The organism is Fundicoccus sp. Sow4_D5, assembly GCF_052116365.1.
Classification (GTDB): Bacteria; Bacillota; Bacilli; order Lactobacillales; family Aerococcaceae; genus Fundicoccus.
In genome coordinates, this window is the sequence record NZ_JBQKLF010000008.1 from 99,108 (window position 1) to 117,792 (window position 18,685).

Sequence of the window (18,685 nt, forward strand, 5' to 3'; positions counted from 1 at the left end):
CTACATTGGACCATTGTTATATCCTTTTCTATATTATAAAGAAATTATATCGATAGACCAAACATAACGCTCAAACGGGTTAGACTATGTGTGGTCACGAGCTTTCAGAAGGCCAGATAATGAGTAGTTGTCGCGATAAAACTCTAACATGCGCCATTAGTGACGAACAAGTTCCCTTAGAATAATCGTCCTCTTTCTTCCACTTCCTATCAAAATCAGCCCACTCACTTTTAGAAAAGTGGACGGGGCTTGTGATAATTACACTCTCTCAATTCTTACTTGTTGTTTTGATACATCAACTTGAGCCAAGGCGCCGTACTGCATTAACATTTTGGGATAGGCATGTCCGAAGTTTAAATTGTACACAATTGGAAGCTCTCCCTCAAGGCAGTCGATTAAGACGGTTTTATATTCTTCATAAAACACTTCATCTTGCGGTTTCCCAACCAAGACGCCATTGATCCCGTCGAATAGTCCAGCCTCTCGCAAAGTCAGCAGCATGTCTTTAAACTTTTCAGGCGTTGGTCTTTCTTCAGAGGTTTCCAAGAAGACCACCGCATCAGCCAATTGACTTTTAGACGGGAAGAGCTGGTATGTCTCATTGATAGCCTTTTCCTCTGGATAACGCTCGCCGACCAATAACTCATACAGACTCTCCACACAACCACCAATCAACTGGCCAGAAAATGTACCAGAACCTTGAAGTAACTCATAGCCTCTAGTTTCCTGATGAGCAGCCCGATCAAGGCCCAAGGACTGCTCGGAAAAATCCATTCTTTCCTCAAACCATCGCTCGCTGGGCTGATAAACAAACGCCTCCTTGGTGAAAACTTGACTAAACGCTTCTGCCGAATACGCTAACATTGTCTCACCCAATTCCGCAAAACACGTCAAGAAACTCAAGCCATAAAATGACGGCACACCCAATTTATTTAACATCAAATGATTGATCGTTGTATCCGAATAACCCATGAAGAATTTCGGGTGCTCACGAATCACCGCTTGGCTTTCTTCACTTAACAAATAAGGCGCCAACTTAAAGGTATCCTCCCCACCAATTGCACATAAAATCCCCTTGATACTATCATCTTGAAAAGCCATCAATAAATCTTCCGCACGCTTTTTCGGATGCGTTTTGATAAATTCTAGTCCCTTCAAGGCATGTGGCATAAACACCACCTCTAAATCGAAAGTCTCCAAGCGTTCGACGCCACGGGCTAACTGATGTGAACAAAACGCCTCACCCAATGTCCCAGCTGACAAACTGACCACCGCCACTTTATCCCCGTGTCTTAAATGAATCATTGCACTCTCTCCTTTTACCTTAGGCACGATAGACCTTGAAACGTCTTGGTGTCTATTCTAGCTAAGTAGTTCTTCATTTCATATTAAATTCCTTCTAGTATAAAAGATAGTGACACTCTTGGCTATTATAATCCCTTGCAATCACTAAATAATTGGATGTTTTATTTGGCCATCAACTATTTTTTATATCTAAATCATACTTGACTAATAGTAAAAAAAACCACCTGTGCACAGCACAAGATGGTCCATTAATTATACAATATCGCTGATAACAGGCTCTATTTCTAAACGCATCACATGTTTTAGACGATAACGAGACAGTGTGAATATGAGAATACCTTTTAAAACCGAGGTTAATGACATGGCAACCCAAATTCCTGACACACCCATTAAAGGCATGAGTAACATGGCTAAAGGGATTCGTATGACATTAAAAGTGGAATTGATGAGAGCTGGTGTACGCGTGTCGCCGATTCCGTTTAGGAAACCGCCCCCACCAATCTCAATACTCATAAACAATTGGCTCATGCCAAAAATGAATAAATAAACAGCCCCTAGTTCAACCGCTTGCGAATCATTTGGAATGAATAATTGGAACAGTTGATAGCGGAAAACTAATAAAACAACGGTCGCAATCATACCGATTGTCGCTACGGATTTCATACTCGTATTGTAAATATCTTTCACACGTTCAAAAAAGCGCGCCCCGAAATTTTGACCAGTGAAGGCTGTGATTGCAGCTGCAAATCCTTCAGTTGTCATCCAAGAAATCGATTCGATGTTAGAGCCTACAGAAGCAACCGCTAGAGGTAAAGCGCCGTAAGATGCTACCGAACGGTTCAACAAGACACTAATCAGTGCGTGAATATTGGATTGTAATGAAATTGGAAAACCTAATCGCGTCATTTCCTTCAATAAACTCAAATCAGGCTGAAAAACCATTGGGCGACTGTGGTTAATCAAATCATCACTACGTTTAATAACGTAGGCAAAACAAGCAAACACAACAAATTGTGCGAAGACTGTTGCGATAGCCGCACCTTGAATCCCCAATGCAGGAAATGGCCCCCAACCGAAAATCAAGAAAGGATCTGCGACAATATTAATCAGTAAGCCGAGTGTATTCACCCTAAATGGCAGGCGACTGTTTCCTAGACTATTGTAGGCACCGGAAAGCACCGGGTTGATGAAAAACAAAGGCATTCCCATCGCAATTACCACTAAATACTGTTCGGTCAAGCGATTGACACTCTCATCCAAATTATAAAATTGAATGAGAGCATCTTTAAATACCAGAAGCAAACCGCCGTAAACAATACCCATTAACAGTGATAGCCACAAGCCATTATTAATCGACAATTTAGTGCGCCCACGTTCGCCTGCTCCATAATATTGAGCAGCCAACACCGACATGCCAACTCGAGGAATTAGCGCGAAAGAACTACCAATCCACATCAAGAAACCTACCTGACCAGCTGCGGCCACCGCTTCGGTCCCGATGCGTCCAATCCAAGCGATATCCGTTAAGTTATAGGCCATTTGAATAAAGGCAGTCCCCATCAGTGGCGCCCCAAACCGAATCATCGTCGGTAGTATCTTTCCATGTAATAAATCTAATGACTTCATACCATCCCCCCTTTACTAGATAGAATAATAGCAGAAGACACCCCTAAAGACAATCACATAAATTCTCCGACCACACTAGCATTTAAAATCCCTCTAGGTAAAACGACTAACTTTCACAACCTTCCTTGAAACCATGGATTATAACGAAGTTACTTCCCCTTTAACTTATTTAAACCACGTCTTTAAGTTTCTTCCCATGACCTCGCGTCTTGTAGAAAGTCTAAGTTTTGAATCACTACGTTCTAGGTGGTTTATTCAGCCAATATATTGACAAACTTAAAGCAACTCTAAAGGTGCCCGATGGACCCCTTCAGTTCTTGCTTCAAGTCCTTTCAGTTGATTTAAAAAGGTGCGCGTGGTAGTTAGTTGACGAAAAGAACGATTTAATTAACGTGTAAAAGCGAAAACCAGCCAACTAACTACGGTTAGTTGACTGGTTTTCAGTGTGTTGCTTAAAGCGCTATTGCGGGCCCAATGCTCTTACGCTTCTTCTTCAATTCCTGGACTTAACTTTTCCATGATCGGCATAGTAATTTTATCAGAGAAAAACTCGATGAAAGGACCAGCCACAAAACCAGTAATAAAGGTTGTGACACCAATCGGTCCACTTAAAAAAAAAGCGCCTGCGACTACAATAACATCCTGGCTGATTCGAGCATAACGATAACGCCAGCCCGTCTTATCAGACACTATCGGAGCAATCGCATCATAAGGCGACACGCCGAGTTTGGCATCCTTGTAAACAGCGACTCCAAAAGTGAATATCGCAATCGCCGCGAGGGTTATCAAGAGTTTGAAAACCATCGATAAATCATCGGGCGACAAGAAACTCTCCAATAGGCCCGTAAAGAATTGAATTTGATAACCAACCAAAATCATATTAAATATTGTTCCCCAACCAAGTTGTGAGCGGTCAATGAAAAAGATTATCACCAAAATAATAAGATTGACGACAAGTTGAAAGTTACCTAATGAGAAGCCTAGTAGTTCCGACGCTCCTGTGTTCAATGCTGTAAACGGATCTAAGCCCATAGACATACTTTCGCTTAAAGCAGCCCCAAAACTAATCAAGGTAATCCCAACAATTGAGACAAGTGCACGGATTATGAAATCTTTCCACTCAACCTTTTGTAGTTTTTCTTTGATATCCATTAATCAATCATTCCTTTCCTATAACTAAGGTATCCTTAAGTTTATCTGTCACATTTATGTGTGACTACTTGTTTTGTGGCAGTCTATTTGAGTCTTTCTGACTGTTTTCTAGCTGCTTGCTTCTTCTATTATAAGGAAAAGTTTAAGGAAATACACTTCAAAGACTTACCGAATCTACCTTATTTTATAGGGGGAGTTGATTGGGGGCTGTAGGTGAATTTTGCTGAGTCGACACGTTAGAAAGAAGTAGATGGGATAATTGAAGAGTGAAGCCTTGTCCAACCTACATTTGGCAAACTCCATGATGCACTCACTTTAAACTTAACAGTCAACTTATCAAAAAAAAAGCGTACCGATGAGGATTAGTCATCGAAACGCTTGATGTTGTATAATTAAATTAAAGTCTATTAGAAAGGTCCATAATTAATGTAACTTGCAATCACAACAATGACAGCTGCAACTATTAACCAGGTTATGATTAATGGTAAAGCCCACTTCATCCATTTCTTGTAGCTGATATTTCCAATTGCTAAAGCAGCCATGAAATATCCTGATGCTGGCCACAGAATGTTTGTGATACCATCTCCTAATTGATAAGCCAAGATTGTTGTTTGTCTAGTAACTGACGTGATATCTGCTAATGGTAACATAATGGGTAAAGCAATGACCGCTTTTCCACTTCCTGATGCGATAACGGCGTTGAATAATGTCGTTACCGTTAGAATACCTACCGAAGCAATCTGACTTGGTAAAGCCACAACAAATCGCGCTAAGTACATAATGATTGTATCCATAACCATCGCATCTGTTAAAACAACCGCGATACTTCTGGCGATACCAATAACAAAAGCACCTACAATCATTTCAATTAAACCGGCAACAAAACTGTCTAATACTTCATTCAATGTCATGCCTGCGACGATACCTGGGATAACTCCTAATAAGATAAAGTAACCAGACATTTCACTAAAACTCCAGCTTAATAAAATCACACCGAAAATTAAGCCAATAAACAGAAGAATTGCTAACAAACCTGCTAAACGAACTCTTGGATAAACCACTGCATCCGCAGTTTCTTGTGCTGCTAACTCACGCTGTGTCACTAAATCCTGTTCGTAAACTGAACTTGCTTTTGGATCCTTCAAGATTTTCTTTGAGTAAATGGCAATATATACACAAGAGATAAGCATTAAGACAATCGCTGTAATAATTCTAAATCCCATACCAGAATAGAGTGGTAAATCGGCAAGTAAATGACCTAAGCCTACTGTTGCTGGCGCTGACCATGCCGCACTAAAACCGGCAGCTGTCGCTGTTAGAGATATAGCGACTGTAACCATTGAGTCAAATCCTAAAGCAAACAGTAATGGCATTAATACTGGAATGTAAATTAATGCTAATTCTGGTACACCAATGAAGCCAGTAATTAAAACAAAAACGGCTGATAACACAAAAATAATTGCTAATTTTTTGTTTTCAAATGTTTTAACTAAACTTGCCACACCTAGTCTCAACATGCCCGTTTTTTTAATGACACCAAAGGCGCCACCAATCATAAAAGTAATAATGATGACATCAATTGATTCTTTAATTCCTCGTGGAATGGCGGTCATAATATTGGTTAGTGATAAATTGTTTTGAGTTACAAATCGGAAAGTATCCGGATCTACTGCTGTTCTTCCATCTGATGTAATCACTCGATCATAAACACCTGACGGGATGAGATATCCCGCAATAACTGCTAAAACAAGCATCACGAGTAGAATGACCCAAGGATGCATCCCTTTATTGTCTTTAGCTTTCACTTGCTCAGTCACCATAATAAATTTCCTCCTTTATCGTTTCGCGCAAATTAAATTGACTCTTTATTAAGAATACTGCCCTTCGAATAGACGTTTAACTTAAATCACCCCAATTGTAACCGTTATCATATCTTTATATTAACAAATCTAAATTTTTATTACTTTGTATCATTCGGACAAAACCTACAGATGATTAGCACTTTCGTCCATTGTATTCTTCTGTTATTTATGGAACCGTTATCAATAAATGGTTTGTGTCAGTTCTATCGAACGATATCAGACAAGAAAAACAGTTCGATATTGCATTTTCTGCAAATCAAACTGTTTTCTCTATTGCTTTAATCAACTTAAACTTTACGATGCTACTCATGAGCGAGCATTAACTTCCCCCCACCCCTTTTTAAGCTGTGGGTAGCTCACTGCGGTAAATCCATTCATGTCCATTCTGCTTCACTAATTGTTCTGCTTCAGCCGGTCCAAAACTCTTGGCACGATAATTTGGAAAGTCGGGTTCAGGCAACTCTTGCCACGCATTCACGATACTATCCGCAATCCGCCATTGCTCTTTGATTTCTGGGAAGGTTGGGAATAAGACGGCCTCCCCCTTCAAGGCATCCTCCAACAAATTCTCGTAAGGATCTGGAATGTAGGCTGTTTGATAATTCTTATCATCCGGTCCAAAGAAACTCGTCAGGGCTGCAAACTCATTGGTCGCCTGCTTTTGATCCAAGACAAAAGACAGACCGCGCTTAGGTTCTAACTCAAAGGTCAGTCGATTGGCCACGTTGCCTTCGACATCACCACGATTTTTCAAAACTAAATCAATCGTAAAATGATTTTCAACTAAAGCTTTGCCTGTCCTGACATAGAAAGGCACCCCTTGCCAGCGATCCGAATTGACCGCCAGTTCTGCCGCAAAGTAAGTGTCGGTATTACTGTCTGTGGACACATCTTCTTCATCACGGTAATTATTATACTCACCACTCTGATCAGCCTGATATTGCCCTCTGACCACCTTATCTTTGACCATCTTCTTGTCAAAATCAGCCACACTCTTCAAAGCTTTTAACTTCTCTTTATGCACATCCACCGCCTCTAGTGATTTAGGTAAATCCATTGCCACTATAGCTAATAACTGAAGAATATGATTTTGGAACATATCTAAAACTGCGCCATAATCATCATAAAAGCCACCTCGATCTTCAATCGATAAGGATTCTGGCAAAGAAATTTGAACATTCTCAACAAAGTTCTTATTCCAAATCGCATCAATGATTGGATTGAAATAACGTGTCGCCAGAATATTCTGAGCGAAATCCATGGCTGGAAAATGATCATTATAATAGATATTCTCTTCTTCAAACGCCTTCAACAATAATTTATTATATTCTTTGGCCGACGCTAGATTTTCTCCAAAGGGCTTTTCAACAATCACTTTATGATTGCCTTCAATCTCAAGCATGCCCGACGCTTTTAAATGGGTCGTCGTTTCATCGTATAAGTTTGGCGAAATCGAATAGAAATACAAGAAATTGTTATCGAGCTGCTTTTCCTTCACGACTTCATTGATTGTCTCTTTTAACGTCTCAAAATCAGCCGCCTGCATACTATCAACCACCTCATAGCTACACAACTTTAAAAAACCATCATCAAACTCAGTGAAATTCGGCCCCTTTTCTACCGCTTGTTTGACATAGTCCTGAAACTCTTTCTCAGAAAAGTTGGATCGCGCCGCTCCAATAATCGCAAACTTCTCAGCCAACTTATCTCTTACGTATAACTGATGCAAAGCCGGATAAATAAAACGCTCCGCCAAATCCCCGGAAGCCCCAAAAATGACCATCAAACCACTAATTTGTTTATTTTCCATATGTTTCATCCTTTCCACACTTGTTTATCTTCTCTTTTAGTATAGGTAACAGTAGAAAAACCTGTCAAAGAATCCGACTTACTTTCCCCTTCGGGAGAATAGGTCTATTATTTTGTTAGGAAAAATTATTATATAGTAGGAAAGCAGACAGCACGTCTATCTGACGCTTCTCAAGACGCTCTGGTTAAACCTAAAGCATGTTCTTTGCTTTAAGTGGCCTGCTTTTGAAAATCGCGCTAATCCATGGTATAATATACATACAATTTAAGAACACAACTTATCCAGAGTAAGCAGAGGGAATTGGCCCGATGACGCTTCAGCAACCTACCGTTTGGCAAGGTGCTACATCCAACTCGAAAGAGATAGATGAGTCTAAACCGTTTCGGCATGACTTTTTCAGTTGTGCTTTTTTTATTGAAAAAAAAATTAGGAGTGGTTTAGTATGACAAAAATTGTAGATGTAAAAGGTCATGAGATTTTCAATCGTTTTTCGTTTGAAACCTCTAATGTGGCAGAACGGGTTCAGTTTTTAAATTTTGCGATTGAGATCAGAGTACAAGAACTTTTAAAAAAGATTGATCCAAAGTTTGTGACAAGTGCCAATGTGGTGAATCGTCGATTGAATATTCCATTAAAATGCAAACAAGATTTAGACCAAATGCTGGAAGATCAAACGTTGAAGGACGCAGCGCGTCATCAACAACTCGATGCCATTCAAACAAGTATCTTTGGTCAGCTATAGACTAAACAAAAAATGCGACGACGTGGTGTATTTTCCCACATTGTCGCGTCTTTTAATTAAAAGGGGAAATCATCGGCCTCTGGATTGGGTTCAATGTCAGCCCATTCTGCTGCTTCTTCCAGCGTAGTTCCATAAGGAAGACCACTTGAGGTAAGTCCCGCAATAAATTCAAAGCCATAATGCTCCTCAAGCGTCATCTGAATTACTACAGAATCTTTGTTCTTGTTTTTATTTTTTTCACAACCAACACCTCACATCCATTAAAAAGCGAAGGAGTATGCTTTTTTTATCTACTTCTAATTATACTAATAGAAGTATTCTGTCCAAATTGCTTGAAATTGTCGTTTTTCTAACATCTTTCCTAGTAATGGAGTCTTAAAGCACTTTATGATAGTGGTAAAAAGCCTTAGCTTTCGGATTCGCAAGGATTGGCTGATGCACTTGATGTAAACTAACTCCTGGTTCACTATTTCCTTCTAATAAGCAAATGCCAGAATTCGTTACGACTACATCCCAGCCTACATATTTAATTTGCTTCATTTCGTAAACATGATTGGCAACAGACAGCATCTTAGTTTTTATTTCTGGCCAATGTGGCACTGACTGTCCAGTCAATTGCATCCCTGTATCGGGATGTTTTTCATACCAGTTAATAACTCCTTGATGAGGAATCACGGCGGCTTTACCTAATTGTCCCGTGTCAAAGGCAATAGAGAGACTTAAGCCTCTTCTCCGGAAATTGTCCGTCGGCATCGATAGACTGGTTCCAACTCGGAAGACCGAAGCAGCAATAAATGCCTTCTGAGTAAACGGATCAATCATCGTAAGCATTCGAATCGTATTTAACGTCTCAGGAAATAATGCTTGAGCAAATTCTCCTTGTTGAATAAATTCTGAGATAAAGTAATCATCCAAATTATCGAGATAGTCTAAAAACATCGGAGGAGTCATAGTTTGGCTATTTCTATGAATTTGTCCATCGGCCCAATAAACAACTGAAACACCCCGGCCTTCAGCACCGTCAATTGGCTTGATGACCAGTTTCACGTTGGGATGCGTGGTCAAATAAGTCAACAAGCCCTCTGAATCTTGCAACTCTTCGTTTCGAGAAATTAGTTGACCGATCTCTTCTCAAAGAAATCCACATGTTTAGTTGCGACCACTTCATCATCAAACCAATCTGTTTTTGCAACTTCCACCTCATCCACTTCGAAAATTCGTTCGAGCCCAATGAATTCAAGTGAATTATTCAGTCGATTTTTAATAAATTCTTCTACTGTATAGCGCGGAATAAAATCCAATTCCCCATCTTCAAAGATCCAATTCAAAACCTCGTGTTCTGAAATATATGCGTCGCGACATAACTCATAAATATCTCGAGCCATCTCTTCATCAAACCACTGGGGTTGCTCATTGCGAATCGTGTTAATGAGATCAATCCCAAACTCCCCATGAAGCTGTTCTTCCTTAGAAGTCGCTTCAATCACATTGGATATTCCACTAAACAGATTTTTGTGTTTATTGAATGCCATAATTATTAGAAATTGGCTGAATAAAGAAATATGTTCAATGAAAGCCGAAAATAATAAAATTGCGATCGTGTAATCCCGGTTGCTACCATTTCTGGCATAATCATTATGTTTCTTCAAATAGTTAACGCGATGGTCAAGTGCAGGTATTTCTTCAATTCGTTCGAATTCACTATTAAGACCTAATAGTTCTAATAGATGGGCATAAGCGTCACTATGATGGACTTCGGATTCTGCAAAGGTAAAGCCAACATTCGCAAGTTCTGGTTTAGGGAGACGCTTATACAAATCCCCCCAGAATTCTTTAACATCTACTTCAATTTGGGCAATGGCTAGCATAGAATTCTTTATCGCGGTCCGCTCATGTGGCTGGACATTAATTTTATAATCATGAATATCACTCGTATAGTTGTATTCCGTATGCAGCCAGTAGGAGTGTTGAATCGCTTCTTTGTATAACGCTAATTCTGGATACTCAAAGGGTTTCAGATTCTTTCGGCCTTTAAAAATATCTGGCTTCCGTTCTTCAATTCGCTCATGGCGATAAAGTATATAAGCCTTGGCGGTCTTAGTAAACAGGTTCAACATGAGCTTTTCTTCGACTAAGTCTTGGATCGTTTCTACATCGAGCGATTCTTGATCAATCCCGTTAATAATATTCTGTGTCACACTTTCGATATTTTCTTCTGTCATTTCTTTAGTTTCATTATTAGCTTTAGTGATCGCGATTTTAATTTTTTCTCTATCAAACTCTACGATATCACCCGTACGTTTTATGACTGTTTTGATCATTGTCTGCTCCTTTATAAGTAATCTAATATATCAATAAACTCACTATATTTAATGAATTCATCATCAATCCTTATGCGTGGTAAAGATGTCATACCACGTGATTGAAGTAATTCAAGGGCTGGTTCATTATGACTGACATTCACTTCACTATAAGTAACTTTTTTCATACCTAACCACTGCTTAAGTAGCTGGCACTGACCACAACCATCTTTGGTGTATAGCTCGACTTTCTTCATGCTGGCCTCCTCTAAAATTTATTACAGGATATTCCTCCAGAAGTTCCTGCACAATTTTAGCCAATAAAAAAAGACTATGTACAGAAAGCTCCCAGGCCTTTGTCATAATCTTCAAACTTTAAAAAGGACACAAAATGTCCAAAATAAGCAAACAGATATAAACAAATGTTACAAAACCCTGAGATGTAACAATTATTGTTCATAGATGGAGATCTGACTTGCCATTAAATAATGGCTCACAGTAGCATAGGGACTGTGCTGGATTTACACCAGCTTCACCTTAATCTAGATTTACTGCAAGTCTATTTGACCAACACTGAAATAATTGATTATCTAGACAAGTAAGCAAGAGAAAAACCCGAGATTACATCATCGTAATCTCGGGTTTTTCTAATTTTTAAATTTATTTCTGTCAGTTACTTTATCCGCATCATCATTTTAAGATCTGTATTAATCACGAACGCCCTACCTTTGTACTGATTTTATCATGCTTTACAAACTCGCATCGTGTGCTTCAACAAATAAGTGATAAGGACATGGAAATTTACCTGACCAAATATTACTTACTTAAACTTTCGCTTATAATCGCACTCTTTATCTCACTGTCATACTCCAACAGATAATTTCTATCATCTAGATAAATCATGATATGCCTGTCTGGAATCTTCTCTTGAAATTGCAGTTTAGTCCGCTTGCGACTCGCGAATGAAGGTCGCATCATATTCGGGAATTCCATTAGTGTCACTAACGAATCGTTCGACGGTCATCGTCAAGTCATATTTCTCTCGCAAGGCAATGATTTCATCCATCATCGGGGACTGGTGATGCGCATCGAGTGATGATTGCTTAGCCCATGCATCGATTAAAAGAATTGTTTCTGGTTGGCCAAGTGGCGTGAAGTACTCATAGCGTAAGTTGCCTGTTTGTTGACGAATCCGATCAACTAGTCCTTTTTCTTTCATCTCACGGGCAAATTGCTGGGCCTTATCTGCTTTTCCAGTGTAATAAATATTGATGCTTATCATACTCAAACTCCTTTCTGTAGAATAATTATTCTCCGTTCTGAGATAGAACTTCTTTGAAAAAATTTTTTAGAACAAATACGACTCACTATCCCGCGTTGCCGTAAGATTGTGAGTCGCATTCTAGCATTTGATTAAATAGTTTCGCCGTTTGAGGCAATCACTTGCTTGTACCATTCAAATGATTTTTTCTTCGTACGGTTCAAGCTACCATTACCTGCATCATCGCGGTCCACATAAACGAAGCCATAACGTTTCGACATTTCGCCTGTCGAAGCAGACACTAGATCAATCGGTGCCCAACTCGTGTAGCCCATTAAGTCAACACCATCCAATGTCACAGCATCCCTCATAGCACTGATGTGATCGCGTAGATAATTAATACGGTAATCATCTGCAACATAGCCATTCTCGTCCGGTTTATCAATGGCACCTAAACCATTTTCAACAACGAAAAGTGGTTTTTGGTAGCGGTCATAGATTTCGTTCATCGTCGTACGCAAGCCCAAGGGATCAATTGGCCAACCCCACTCACTGACTTTCAAATACTGATTCTTCTGACCTACAATAATATTACCCGAGGCTTTTTCATGTGCATCAACATTATCCGGATGGACTGACATATTCGACGTGTAATATGAGAAGGTAATGTAATCGACCGTGTTTTCTTTCAATAGTTCCTTGTCGCCCTCTTCAAACGGAATTACAATACCTTCGCGCTCAAAAGATTTAAGGGCATAAGCTGGGTAGGCACCTCGTGCTTGCACGTCCACGAAGAAATAGTTATTGCGGTTATCCTGCTGGGCTTGGAAAACATCTTTAGGATTGGGTGAAGCTGGATAGAATGTCCCTGCCGCCAACATACTGCCTACCCTAATGTTTGGATCAATCTCGCGAGCAATCTTCGTTGCGAGTGCACTTGCGACCAGTTCATGGTGAATCGCTGAGTATTTCGCTTGCTTTTCATTCTCGCCAGGTTCGAACGTTAGACCCGCACCCATAAATGGTAAATGAAGAATAATGTTAATCTCATTAAAGGTAATCCAGTAACGGACTAGACCTTTGTAACGTGTGAATAAAGCGCGTACTAAGTTCGCATAAAAATCCACAACTTGACGGTTTTTCCACCCACCATATTCTTTAATTAAATGAATTGGCATATCAAAGTGAGTAATAGTCACTAAAGGCTCGATGTTATGCTTCTTCAGTTCTTTGAAAACATTCTCGTAAAACTTTAGTCCTTCTTCGTTTGGCTCAGCTTCATCTCCCATAGGGAAAATTCGGCTCCAAGCAATACTCATTCTGAACACTTTAAAGCCCATTTCAGCATAAAGAGCGATATCTTCCTTATAGCGGTGGTAGAAATCCACACCAACTTTTGCTGGATAGTGATGTGCCTCATCAAAGGCTAAGTGAAGTTTTTTACCTAAGCCAATTGGGAAACGGTCCTCGCCGTGTGGCATGACATCGACGTTCGCCAAGCCGCGTCCACCTTCATTGTAGCCACCTTCGTACTGGTTAGCAGCTGTAGCGCCACCCCATAGAAAATCTTTTGGAAAGCCCATTAATTATTCCTCCTATTATAAGTGAGAGTTTGTCTTGATTGGTTAATTAGTCATTTACTCAGCGTCGTATAAACTTGCCCCATTCGTGCCGATCACTTCTTTATACCAGTTGAAAGATTTTTTCTTATAACGCTTCAAGCTACCTTCTCCATCATCATTGCGGTCAACATAGATAAAGCCGTAACGTTTAGACATTTGAGCGGTTGACATGGATACAAAGTCAATCGGTCCCCAAGAAGTATAACCAAGCAATTCTACGCCATCTTCAATTGCTTCGCCAACTTGTTGTAAGTGAGCTTTCAAGTAAGCAATTCGGTAATCGTCTTCAACGGTAAAGCTACCTGCGCCATCTTCAATCAGTACATCTTTGGCACCTAAGCCATTCTCAACAATGAAGAGTGGCAATTGATATCGATCCCAGAAATCATTTAAAACAAGGCGTAGGCCAATTGGGTCAATTTGCCAGCCCCACTCTGAAGAGTCTAAGTATGGATTTTCTAACCCTCGGAAAATATTGCCTTCACCACTCTGATAAGTTTCAGGATCATGAGCTTGAACTAATGAGACGTAATAAGAGAATGAAATGAAGTCGACCGTATGTTCTTTTAAGATTGCGGCATCATTTTCACCAAATTTAATTTCAATGCCTTGTTCGCGCAAATGACGTTTTAAATAACCTGGGTATTCGCCACGAACATGGATATCTGTAAAGGCATAGTTCTCATTCATAAAGTCTCTAACCGCTAGTTGGTCTTTAGGCTTTGGCGTCATTGGGTAAGTTGGCATCGAAATGACCATACAACCGACTTGCATCTCAGGATTAATCTCTTTAGCAATTTTAGTAGCTGCTGCAGAGGCAACTAATTGGTTATGAGCCGCTTGCCATTTATCAGCTAAAGTAACTTCCATTTCCTCTGGAAAAATAGCTCCGTTAGCTGGTGCGCTTATGATTGAATTAACTTCATTAAATGTTAACCAATATTTTACTTTATCTTGATAACGTTCAAAGACTGTCCGAGCATATGTTTCAAAGAAGCCAATCACTTTACGGTCAATCCAACCACGATAGTTACGAGCTAAATTCAGAGGTGGTTCATAATGCGACAAGGTCACTAATGGCTCCATGCCATGCTTATGCAGTTCATCAAACAAATCATCATAGAATTGTAGTCCTTCTTCGTTTGGTTGGGCGTCGTCACCGTTTGGATAAATTCTTGACCAAGAAATCGATAGGCGGAAGACTTTGAAGCCCATTTGTGCCATTAAAGCTATATCTTCTTTGTAACGATGGTAGAAATCAATTCCTTTTAATTTTAAGTTCTCTTCTGTTGGTTCTAGAGTGGGTGCTGTCATTAAGCCTTTTGGCATCACATCTTGCACACTCAGTCCACGCCCACCCTCGTTATAAGCGCCTTCTAATTGGTTTGCGGCTGTAGCCCCTCCCCATAAGAAATTTTCTGGAAATTTTGGTGTTGTCATAATATATTTGCTCCCTTCAATTCTAAGTAACTAAATTAAACCAAAGTGTTTAAACGCATTATATAAACCATCATCTGAAACTGCATCCGTCACGTAGTCAGCCATGGCTTTTATTTCTTCGCCACCACTAGCTACCGCAACTCCAACTTCAGCATACTCCAACATTGGAATGTCCACTTTGGCATCCCCTACCGCCATTGTATGTTTAGGATTTAACTTATGATGGCTTTCTAAAAATTCTAAAGCTGTCCGTTTATTTATCCCGCCACGCGCCACATCACCGAACAAGGCATGCTCACCTTTACCACCCCAAGAATTCACTTGAAAATCAGCAAAGTATTCCGTCGCATCTAAGTAGTCTTGATAAGTATTTAAGATAAACGATATTTTATTGACATCCTCACGTACAGGCTCTGTACCGTAAATCATATAGGGGAAGGCGTCATCCACTGAGAATGTTTCATCCGTTTCCACACCTTTACCTTCAACATAAGCACGCATGGTTTCTTTGCCACGTTTTTTAAAATTAGTCGAAGCATACAGTCCTGAATTGGCTTCTACATAATATTCCAAGCCTCTTTCATGAAGCCAGTCGACAATCTTTTTGACATCCTCGACTGGAATTGCTAAATGCATTAACGCTTCATTATTTGCCTCAATATAGTTTCCGTTACCTCCAACATAGCCATCTAAGCCGATGCCTAAAATTTCTTCGTACATTTCTGCTTTAGACCGTCCGGTCACCGCATACACCTTATGCCCGTTAGCACGAGCCTCTTTAATTGCTTGCACAGCAGATGCCGGCAGATGGTTATTATAATCAACTAACGTTCCATCCACATCGATAAATATATACCAATTTTCATTCATGTAAACATGCCCCTTTCAAATAGACTTTCCCTTAACTCTAAGTTAACTGAAATGCGATGCCAATTTCAATCAAACTGCCGTAATTATTCACTTTGACACAGCGATTCTAGGAATACACAGTGTTTTTGTGTATAATGAACACAAATCAATACACTTTATGTGTACAGGAGGGCTTATGTTAATAATTGAGCACTTAAGAGCCATGACTTTTTCAGACGCAGAAAATCAAATTGCAGATTATCTCATCCGACACCCACATGAATTAGACCAATTGACGACGCAAAATTTAGCAAGCTTTACACACACGAACCCCAACTCTGTGATTCGCTTAGCCAAGAAACTTGGCTTTGATGGCTGGACGAGTCTTCGCACGGAATACCAAAAGGAATGGCAATACCTCAACAGCCACTTCAATGTCATTGACGCCAATATTCCTTTCGATCACACAGACGATGTCATTACCATCATGCACAAATTAGCCCAACTCGAACAGAATACGATTTCAGATACCGTGAGCTTAGTTGAAAGAGAGTCCCTTGTTAAAGCTCAGAAGCTTCTACTCGACGCTAAGCAAATTATTATCTTTGCTTCACTGACGAATGCTAAAATCGCGACGGACTTTGTGACTAAAATGCGACGGATTGGTATGCCGGTCACCCTTTCGAGTGAATTCGATATCAGTGTCTATGAAGCCTACAATGCCAGCCCAGATACGTGTGGCTTGATTATTTCTTATACTGGAGAAAACGCGACTTATGTGCATTGCGGGAAGTTCCTGAAGCAAAAAGGTGCCAGAATACTATCGCTCACGAATATGGGTGACAACCAAATTGCCCGGATGAGTGACTGCAATCTCAGCATCACGACACGTGAACGTCTCTACTCTAAAATCGGTAACTTCACGTCCAATACTTCAATTATCTATTTATTGGACCTATTGTATTCGGTGGTCTTCGCTGCCAATTACCAGAAAAACCTAGATCATTTGATTCAAATTGGCCAAGCTTATGACAGCCGTACAACGACCAACACGATGATTGAAGAAGCAATCAGCCCTTCGGGACAAGCAGCGAATGAAAATTTGGAGTAACTTTCGCTAATCCCTTATAAAGTATCAAAAGAACACGCCATCTTTAAAGATAACGTGTTCTTTTTCTTTTGGTGGAATGAACACTATATAGTCGTCTCAAAACCGTTAGCCACTAAAGCTTATTGTGATCATTCACCCTTTTTTTCTATTCTTATCTCGGATATATCTTTCGTAGCCTTCTCTTTTCTTTTTCTGATAGAGAAACCTTGCATACATCTCAGAATCTAATCTTTGATTTTTTATAGCTGACTTCACAGCACATCCTGGTTCACTTTGATGCTTACAATCATTAAATTTACACTCTACTGCTAATCGACTAATATCCTCAAAGAGTATTTCAGAGTCAATTTCTCTTGATGTTTGAATCCCTTTAAATCCTGGACTATCTATTAAATATGATTCACTACTTGTGGCATGATACATTTTAGTCGCAGTGGTCGTATGTTTTCCTTTTCCATCCATTCGAACGTCGTTAGTAATAATTGACACTTTATTTAATAAATAATTGGTTAAGGTGGATTTTCCCACACCTGATGATCCAACCAATAGTGCCGTTTCGCCTGGTTCAAATAATGTGTTTAAATGAAGCAAACTTTCCTCATTTAAAATAGAATAAGAACAGATTCTTAAATGAGGATACACCCGTGATACATCTTCTAATATCTTTTCTGTTTTTAATTGATAATCATTTTTAGAAATAAGTATCTTAATATCCTTTACCATCCCTGAAAATACCATGAGATAGCGTTCTAGCTTGCTTAATGTAAATCGTTGATCAGCGGCAATTAAAATAAATAATTGATCTACATTAGTCGCTAGAATTTGTTCCTCTACATGAAACAAAAAATCTTTACTCGTTGTGTTACGCGCCTTGGATATTACATTTTCTCTAGTTAAACAGTGCGTAATAAATAGCTGATTATCAACGGTGGTGACACTCACAAAATCTCCGACATAATAATCTTTATCGTTAGTAGTAATAGCCTGGAGGTGGTCTCCTTTGTGATTCACTACTTGATAAACATTTCGATTTTTTTCAGTGATTCTTACGATATCTGCTATAACAAACCCATGTCTTATACAATATGCATTAATTCCAAAATCCATCTTTTCCCTCAATTCATATAAAAAGCTCATGTTCAAAATTTCCAACAGTCTGTTAGTCACGACTACAAAGAAAATTTCAAAAATGAGCATTAATCATAATGAATTTAATTTTACACACAGTGAAGTATGAGATTAATGAAATAGACTTTGTATATTATTTTTTTCATTATCTCACCCTCTTTCTAGATAGATAGATTCTAACGTCCTATCGCTAAATACATAGTAACAAAAGTTATAAAATTAAGCTAATTATAAGCGTGCATAATTAGTCTCTCTTTTCGAGTCACACAACACGAGTGGACAAATAATCCAAGTTTAAAACGAACACTGCCAGAAACGATTCACTCTGTTAATCAGGAATTTAATAAACACAGGATACTCTTGAATCTCAGAGTATTCTATATTCTGATGTCACATGACTATCAAGAATACTAACTTTCTATGCCGGAATATCTCTTCTACCTCAGTAAGATTAAAATTTGACAATTTTACTTTCAT

Annotated in this window: 16 protein-coding genes and 2 riboswitches; of the genes, 2 read left to right on the forward strand and 14 right to left on the reverse strand. The window is 39.4% G+C overall.

From position 1 onward, the window contains the following. Positions 1 to 258: 258 nt before the first annotated feature. The 5 genes from ACTQ45_RS09935 to zwf all read right to left on the reverse strand — a co-directional run bounded on the left by ACTQ45_RS09935 (position 259) and on the right by zwf (position 7,755). Positions 259 to 1,305: a S66 family peptidase gene (locus tag ACTQ45_RS09935; RefSeq protein WP_441763584.1), complete on the reverse strand. Its 1,047-nt coding sequence runs from the start codon at positions 1,303 to 1,305 to the stop codon at positions 259 to 261. Between the two features lie 252 nt (positions 1,306 to 1,557). Continuing rightward, positions 1,558 to 2,931: an MATE family efflux transporter gene (locus ACTQ45_RS09940; protein ID WP_441763585.1), complete on the reverse strand. Its 1,374-nt coding sequence runs from the start codon at positions 2,929 to 2,931 to the stop codon at positions 1,558 to 1,560. A gap of 480 nt (positions 2,932 to 3,411) precedes the next feature. Further along, complete coding sequence (locus tag ACTQ45_RS09945) at positions 3,412 to 4,083, reverse strand: YczE/YyaS/YitT family protein (protein WP_441763586.1); 672 nt, start codon at positions 4,081 to 4,083, stop codon at positions 3,412 to 3,414. Between the two features lie 407 nt (positions 4,084 to 4,490). Then, on the reverse strand, positions 4,491 to 5,903 hold the full coding sequence (locus ACTQ45_RS09950) for a YfcC family protein (RefSeq protein ID WP_441763587.1): 1,413 nt from the start codon (positions 5,901 to 5,903) through the stop codon (positions 4,491 to 4,493). Positions 5,904 to 6,285: 382 nt separating this feature from the next. Further along, a complete protein-coding gene (gene zwf / locus ACTQ45_RS09955) occupies positions 6,286 to 7,755 on the reverse strand; it encodes a glucose-6-phosphate dehydrogenase (protein ID WP_441763588.1) in 1,470 nt (489 codons plus the stop codon). A gap of 274 nt (positions 7,756 to 8,029) precedes the next feature. After that, a riboswitch (SAM riboswitch) is annotated at positions 8,030 to 8,128 on the forward strand. Between the two features lie 69 nt (positions 8,129 to 8,197). Between zwf and ACTQ45_RS09960 the strand changes: the two genes are divergently transcribed. Further along, positions 8,198 to 8,497 carry a hypothetical protein gene (locus ACTQ45_RS09960; protein ID WP_441752407.1) on the forward strand — a complete coding sequence of 100 codons (300 nt, stop codon included), beginning with the start codon at positions 8,198 to 8,200 and terminating at the stop codon, positions 8,495 to 8,497. A 56-nt stretch (positions 8,498 to 8,553) separates the two neighbouring features. Here ACTQ45_RS09960 and ACTQ45_RS09965 read toward each other — a convergent pair whose 3' ends face one another. From ACTQ45_RS09965 to ACTQ45_RS10000, 8 genes are all read right to left on the reverse strand, one after another. After that, on the reverse strand, positions 8,554 to 8,694 hold the full coding sequence (locus ACTQ45_RS09965) for a hypothetical protein (protein ID WP_441752408.1): 141 nt from the start codon (positions 8,692 to 8,694) through the stop codon (positions 8,554 to 8,556). A gap of 178 nt (positions 8,695 to 8,872) precedes the next feature. After that, positions 8,873 to 9,592, reverse strand: coding sequence for a sugar-transfer associated ATP-grasp domain-containing protein (locus ACTQ45_RS09970; protein WP_441763589.1), 720 nt, complete (start codon positions 9,590 to 9,592; stop codon positions 8,873 to 8,875). Between the two features lie 17 nt (positions 9,593 to 9,609). Then, positions 9,610 to 10,818, reverse strand: coding sequence for a ribonucleotide-diphosphate reductase subunit beta (locus ACTQ45_RS09975; RefSeq protein WP_441752410.1), 1,209 nt, complete (start codon positions 10,816 to 10,818; stop codon positions 9,610 to 9,612). Positions 10,819 to 10,829: 11 nt separating this feature from the next. Next, positions 10,830 to 11,054: a glutaredoxin family protein gene (locus tag ACTQ45_RS09980; protein WP_441752411.1), complete on the reverse strand. Its 225-nt coding sequence runs from the start codon at positions 11,052 to 11,054 to the stop codon at positions 10,830 to 10,832. Between the two features lie 158 nt (positions 11,055 to 11,212). Continuing rightward, positions 11,213 to 11,355: riboswitch (adenosylcobalamin (AdoCbl) riboswitch) on the reverse strand. 382 nt (positions 11,356 to 11,737) lie between these two features. Further along, on the reverse strand, positions 11,738 to 12,079 hold the full coding sequence (locus tag ACTQ45_RS09985) for a putative quinol monooxygenase (RefSeq protein WP_441763590.1): 342 nt from the start codon (positions 12,077 to 12,079) through the stop codon (positions 11,738 to 11,740). 131 nt (positions 12,080 to 12,210) lie between these two features. Next, the gene (locus ACTQ45_RS09990; RefSeq protein WP_441763591.1) at positions 12,211 to 13,641 is read right to left on the reverse strand and encodes a 6-phospho-beta-glucosidase; all 1,431 of its coding nucleotides are present in this window, start codon (positions 13,639 to 13,641) and stop codon (positions 12,211 to 12,213) included. A gap of 54 nt (positions 13,642 to 13,695) precedes the next feature. Continuing rightward, positions 13,696 to 15,120: a glycoside hydrolase family 1 protein gene (locus ACTQ45_RS09995; RefSeq protein ID WP_441763592.1), complete on the reverse strand. Its 1,425-nt coding sequence runs from the start codon at positions 15,118 to 15,120 to the stop codon at positions 13,696 to 13,698. A 30-nt stretch (positions 15,121 to 15,150) separates the two neighbouring features. Then, the gene (locus tag ACTQ45_RS10000) at positions 15,151 to 15,990 is read right to left on the reverse strand and encodes an HAD family hydrolase (protein ID WP_441752415.1); all 840 of its coding nucleotides are present in this window, start codon (positions 15,988 to 15,990) and stop codon (positions 15,151 to 15,153) included. Between the two features lie 175 nt (positions 15,991 to 16,165). Here ACTQ45_RS10000 and ACTQ45_RS10005 point away from each other — a divergent pair, with 175 nt between their 5' ends. After that, positions 16,166 to 17,080, forward strand: a complete 915-nt coding sequence (locus ACTQ45_RS10005; protein WP_441763593.1) for a MurR/RpiR family transcriptional regulator — start codon at positions 16,166 to 16,168, stop codon at positions 17,078 to 17,080. A gap of 132 nt (positions 17,081 to 17,212) precedes the next feature. On the opposite strand, the gene rsgA is transcribed toward ACTQ45_RS10005, so the two are convergent. Continuing rightward, complete coding sequence (gene rsgA / locus ACTQ45_RS10010) at positions 17,213 to 18,187, reverse strand: ribosome small subunit-dependent GTPase A (RefSeq protein WP_441763594.1); 975 nt, start codon at positions 18,185 to 18,187, stop codon at positions 17,213 to 17,215. Positions 18,188 to 18,685: the final 498 nt, after the last annotated feature.

What these genes read in the sequence shown, in the direction of transcription:
- ACTQ45_RS09935 (WP_441763584.1), bottom strand. Translation starts at nt 1,305, where the DNA reads ATGATTCATTTAAGACACGGGGATAAAGTGGCGGTGGTCAGTTTGTCA.
- ACTQ45_RS09940 (WP_441763585.1), bottom strand. Translation starts at nt 2,931, where the DNA reads ATGAAGTCATTAGATTTATTACATGGAAAGATACTACCGACGATGATT.
- ACTQ45_RS09945 (WP_441763586.1), bottom strand. Translation starts at nt 4,083, where the DNA reads ATGGATATCAAAGAAAAACTACAAAAGGTTGAGTGGAAAGATTTCATA.
- ACTQ45_RS09950 (WP_441763587.1), bottom strand. Translation starts at nt 5,903, where the DNA reads ATGGTGACTGAGCAAGTGAAAGCTAAAGACAATAAAGGGATGCATCCT.
- zwf (WP_441763588.1), bottom strand. Translation starts at nt 7,755, where the DNA reads ATGGAAAATAAACAAATTAGTGGTTTGATGGTCATTTTTGGGGCTTCC.
- ACTQ45_RS09960 (WP_441752407.1), top strand. Translation starts at nt 8,198, where the DNA reads ATGACAAAAATTGTAGATGTAAAAGGTCATGAGATTTTCAATCGTTTT.
- ACTQ45_RS09965 (WP_441752408.1), bottom strand. Translation starts at nt 8,694, where the DNA reads ATGACGCTTGAGGAGCATTATGGCTTTGAATTTATTGCGGGACTTACC.
- ACTQ45_RS09975 (WP_441752410.1), bottom strand. Translation starts at nt 10,818, where the DNA reads ATGATCAAAACAGTCATAAAACGTACGGGTGATATCGTAGAGTTTGAT.
- ACTQ45_RS09980 (WP_441752411.1), bottom strand. Translation starts at nt 11,054, where the DNA reads ATGAAGAAAGTCGAGCTATACACCAAAGATGGTTGTGGTCAGTGCCAG.
- ACTQ45_RS09985 (WP_441763590.1), bottom strand. Translation starts at nt 12,079, where the DNA reads ATGATAAGCATCAATATTTATTACACTGGAAAAGCAGATAAGGCCCAG.
- ACTQ45_RS09990 (WP_441763591.1), bottom strand. Translation starts at nt 13,641, where the DNA reads ATGGGCTTTCCAAAAGATTTTCTATGGGGTGGCGCTACAGCTGCTAAC.
- ACTQ45_RS09995 (WP_441763592.1), bottom strand. Translation starts at nt 15,120, where the DNA reads ATGACAACACCAAAATTTCCAGAAAATTTCTTATGGGGAGGGGCTACA.
- ACTQ45_RS10000 (WP_441752415.1), bottom strand. Translation starts at nt 15,990, where the DNA reads ATGAATGAAAATTGGTATATATTTATCGATGTGGATGGAACGTTAGTT.
- ACTQ45_RS10005 (WP_441763593.1), top strand. Translation starts at nt 16,166, where the DNA reads ATGTTAATAATTGAGCACTTAAGAGCCATGACTTTTTCAGACGCAGAA.
- rsgA (WP_441763594.1), bottom strand. Translation starts at nt 18,187, where the DNA reads ATGGATTTTGGAATTAATGCATATTGTATAAGACATGGGTTTGTTATA.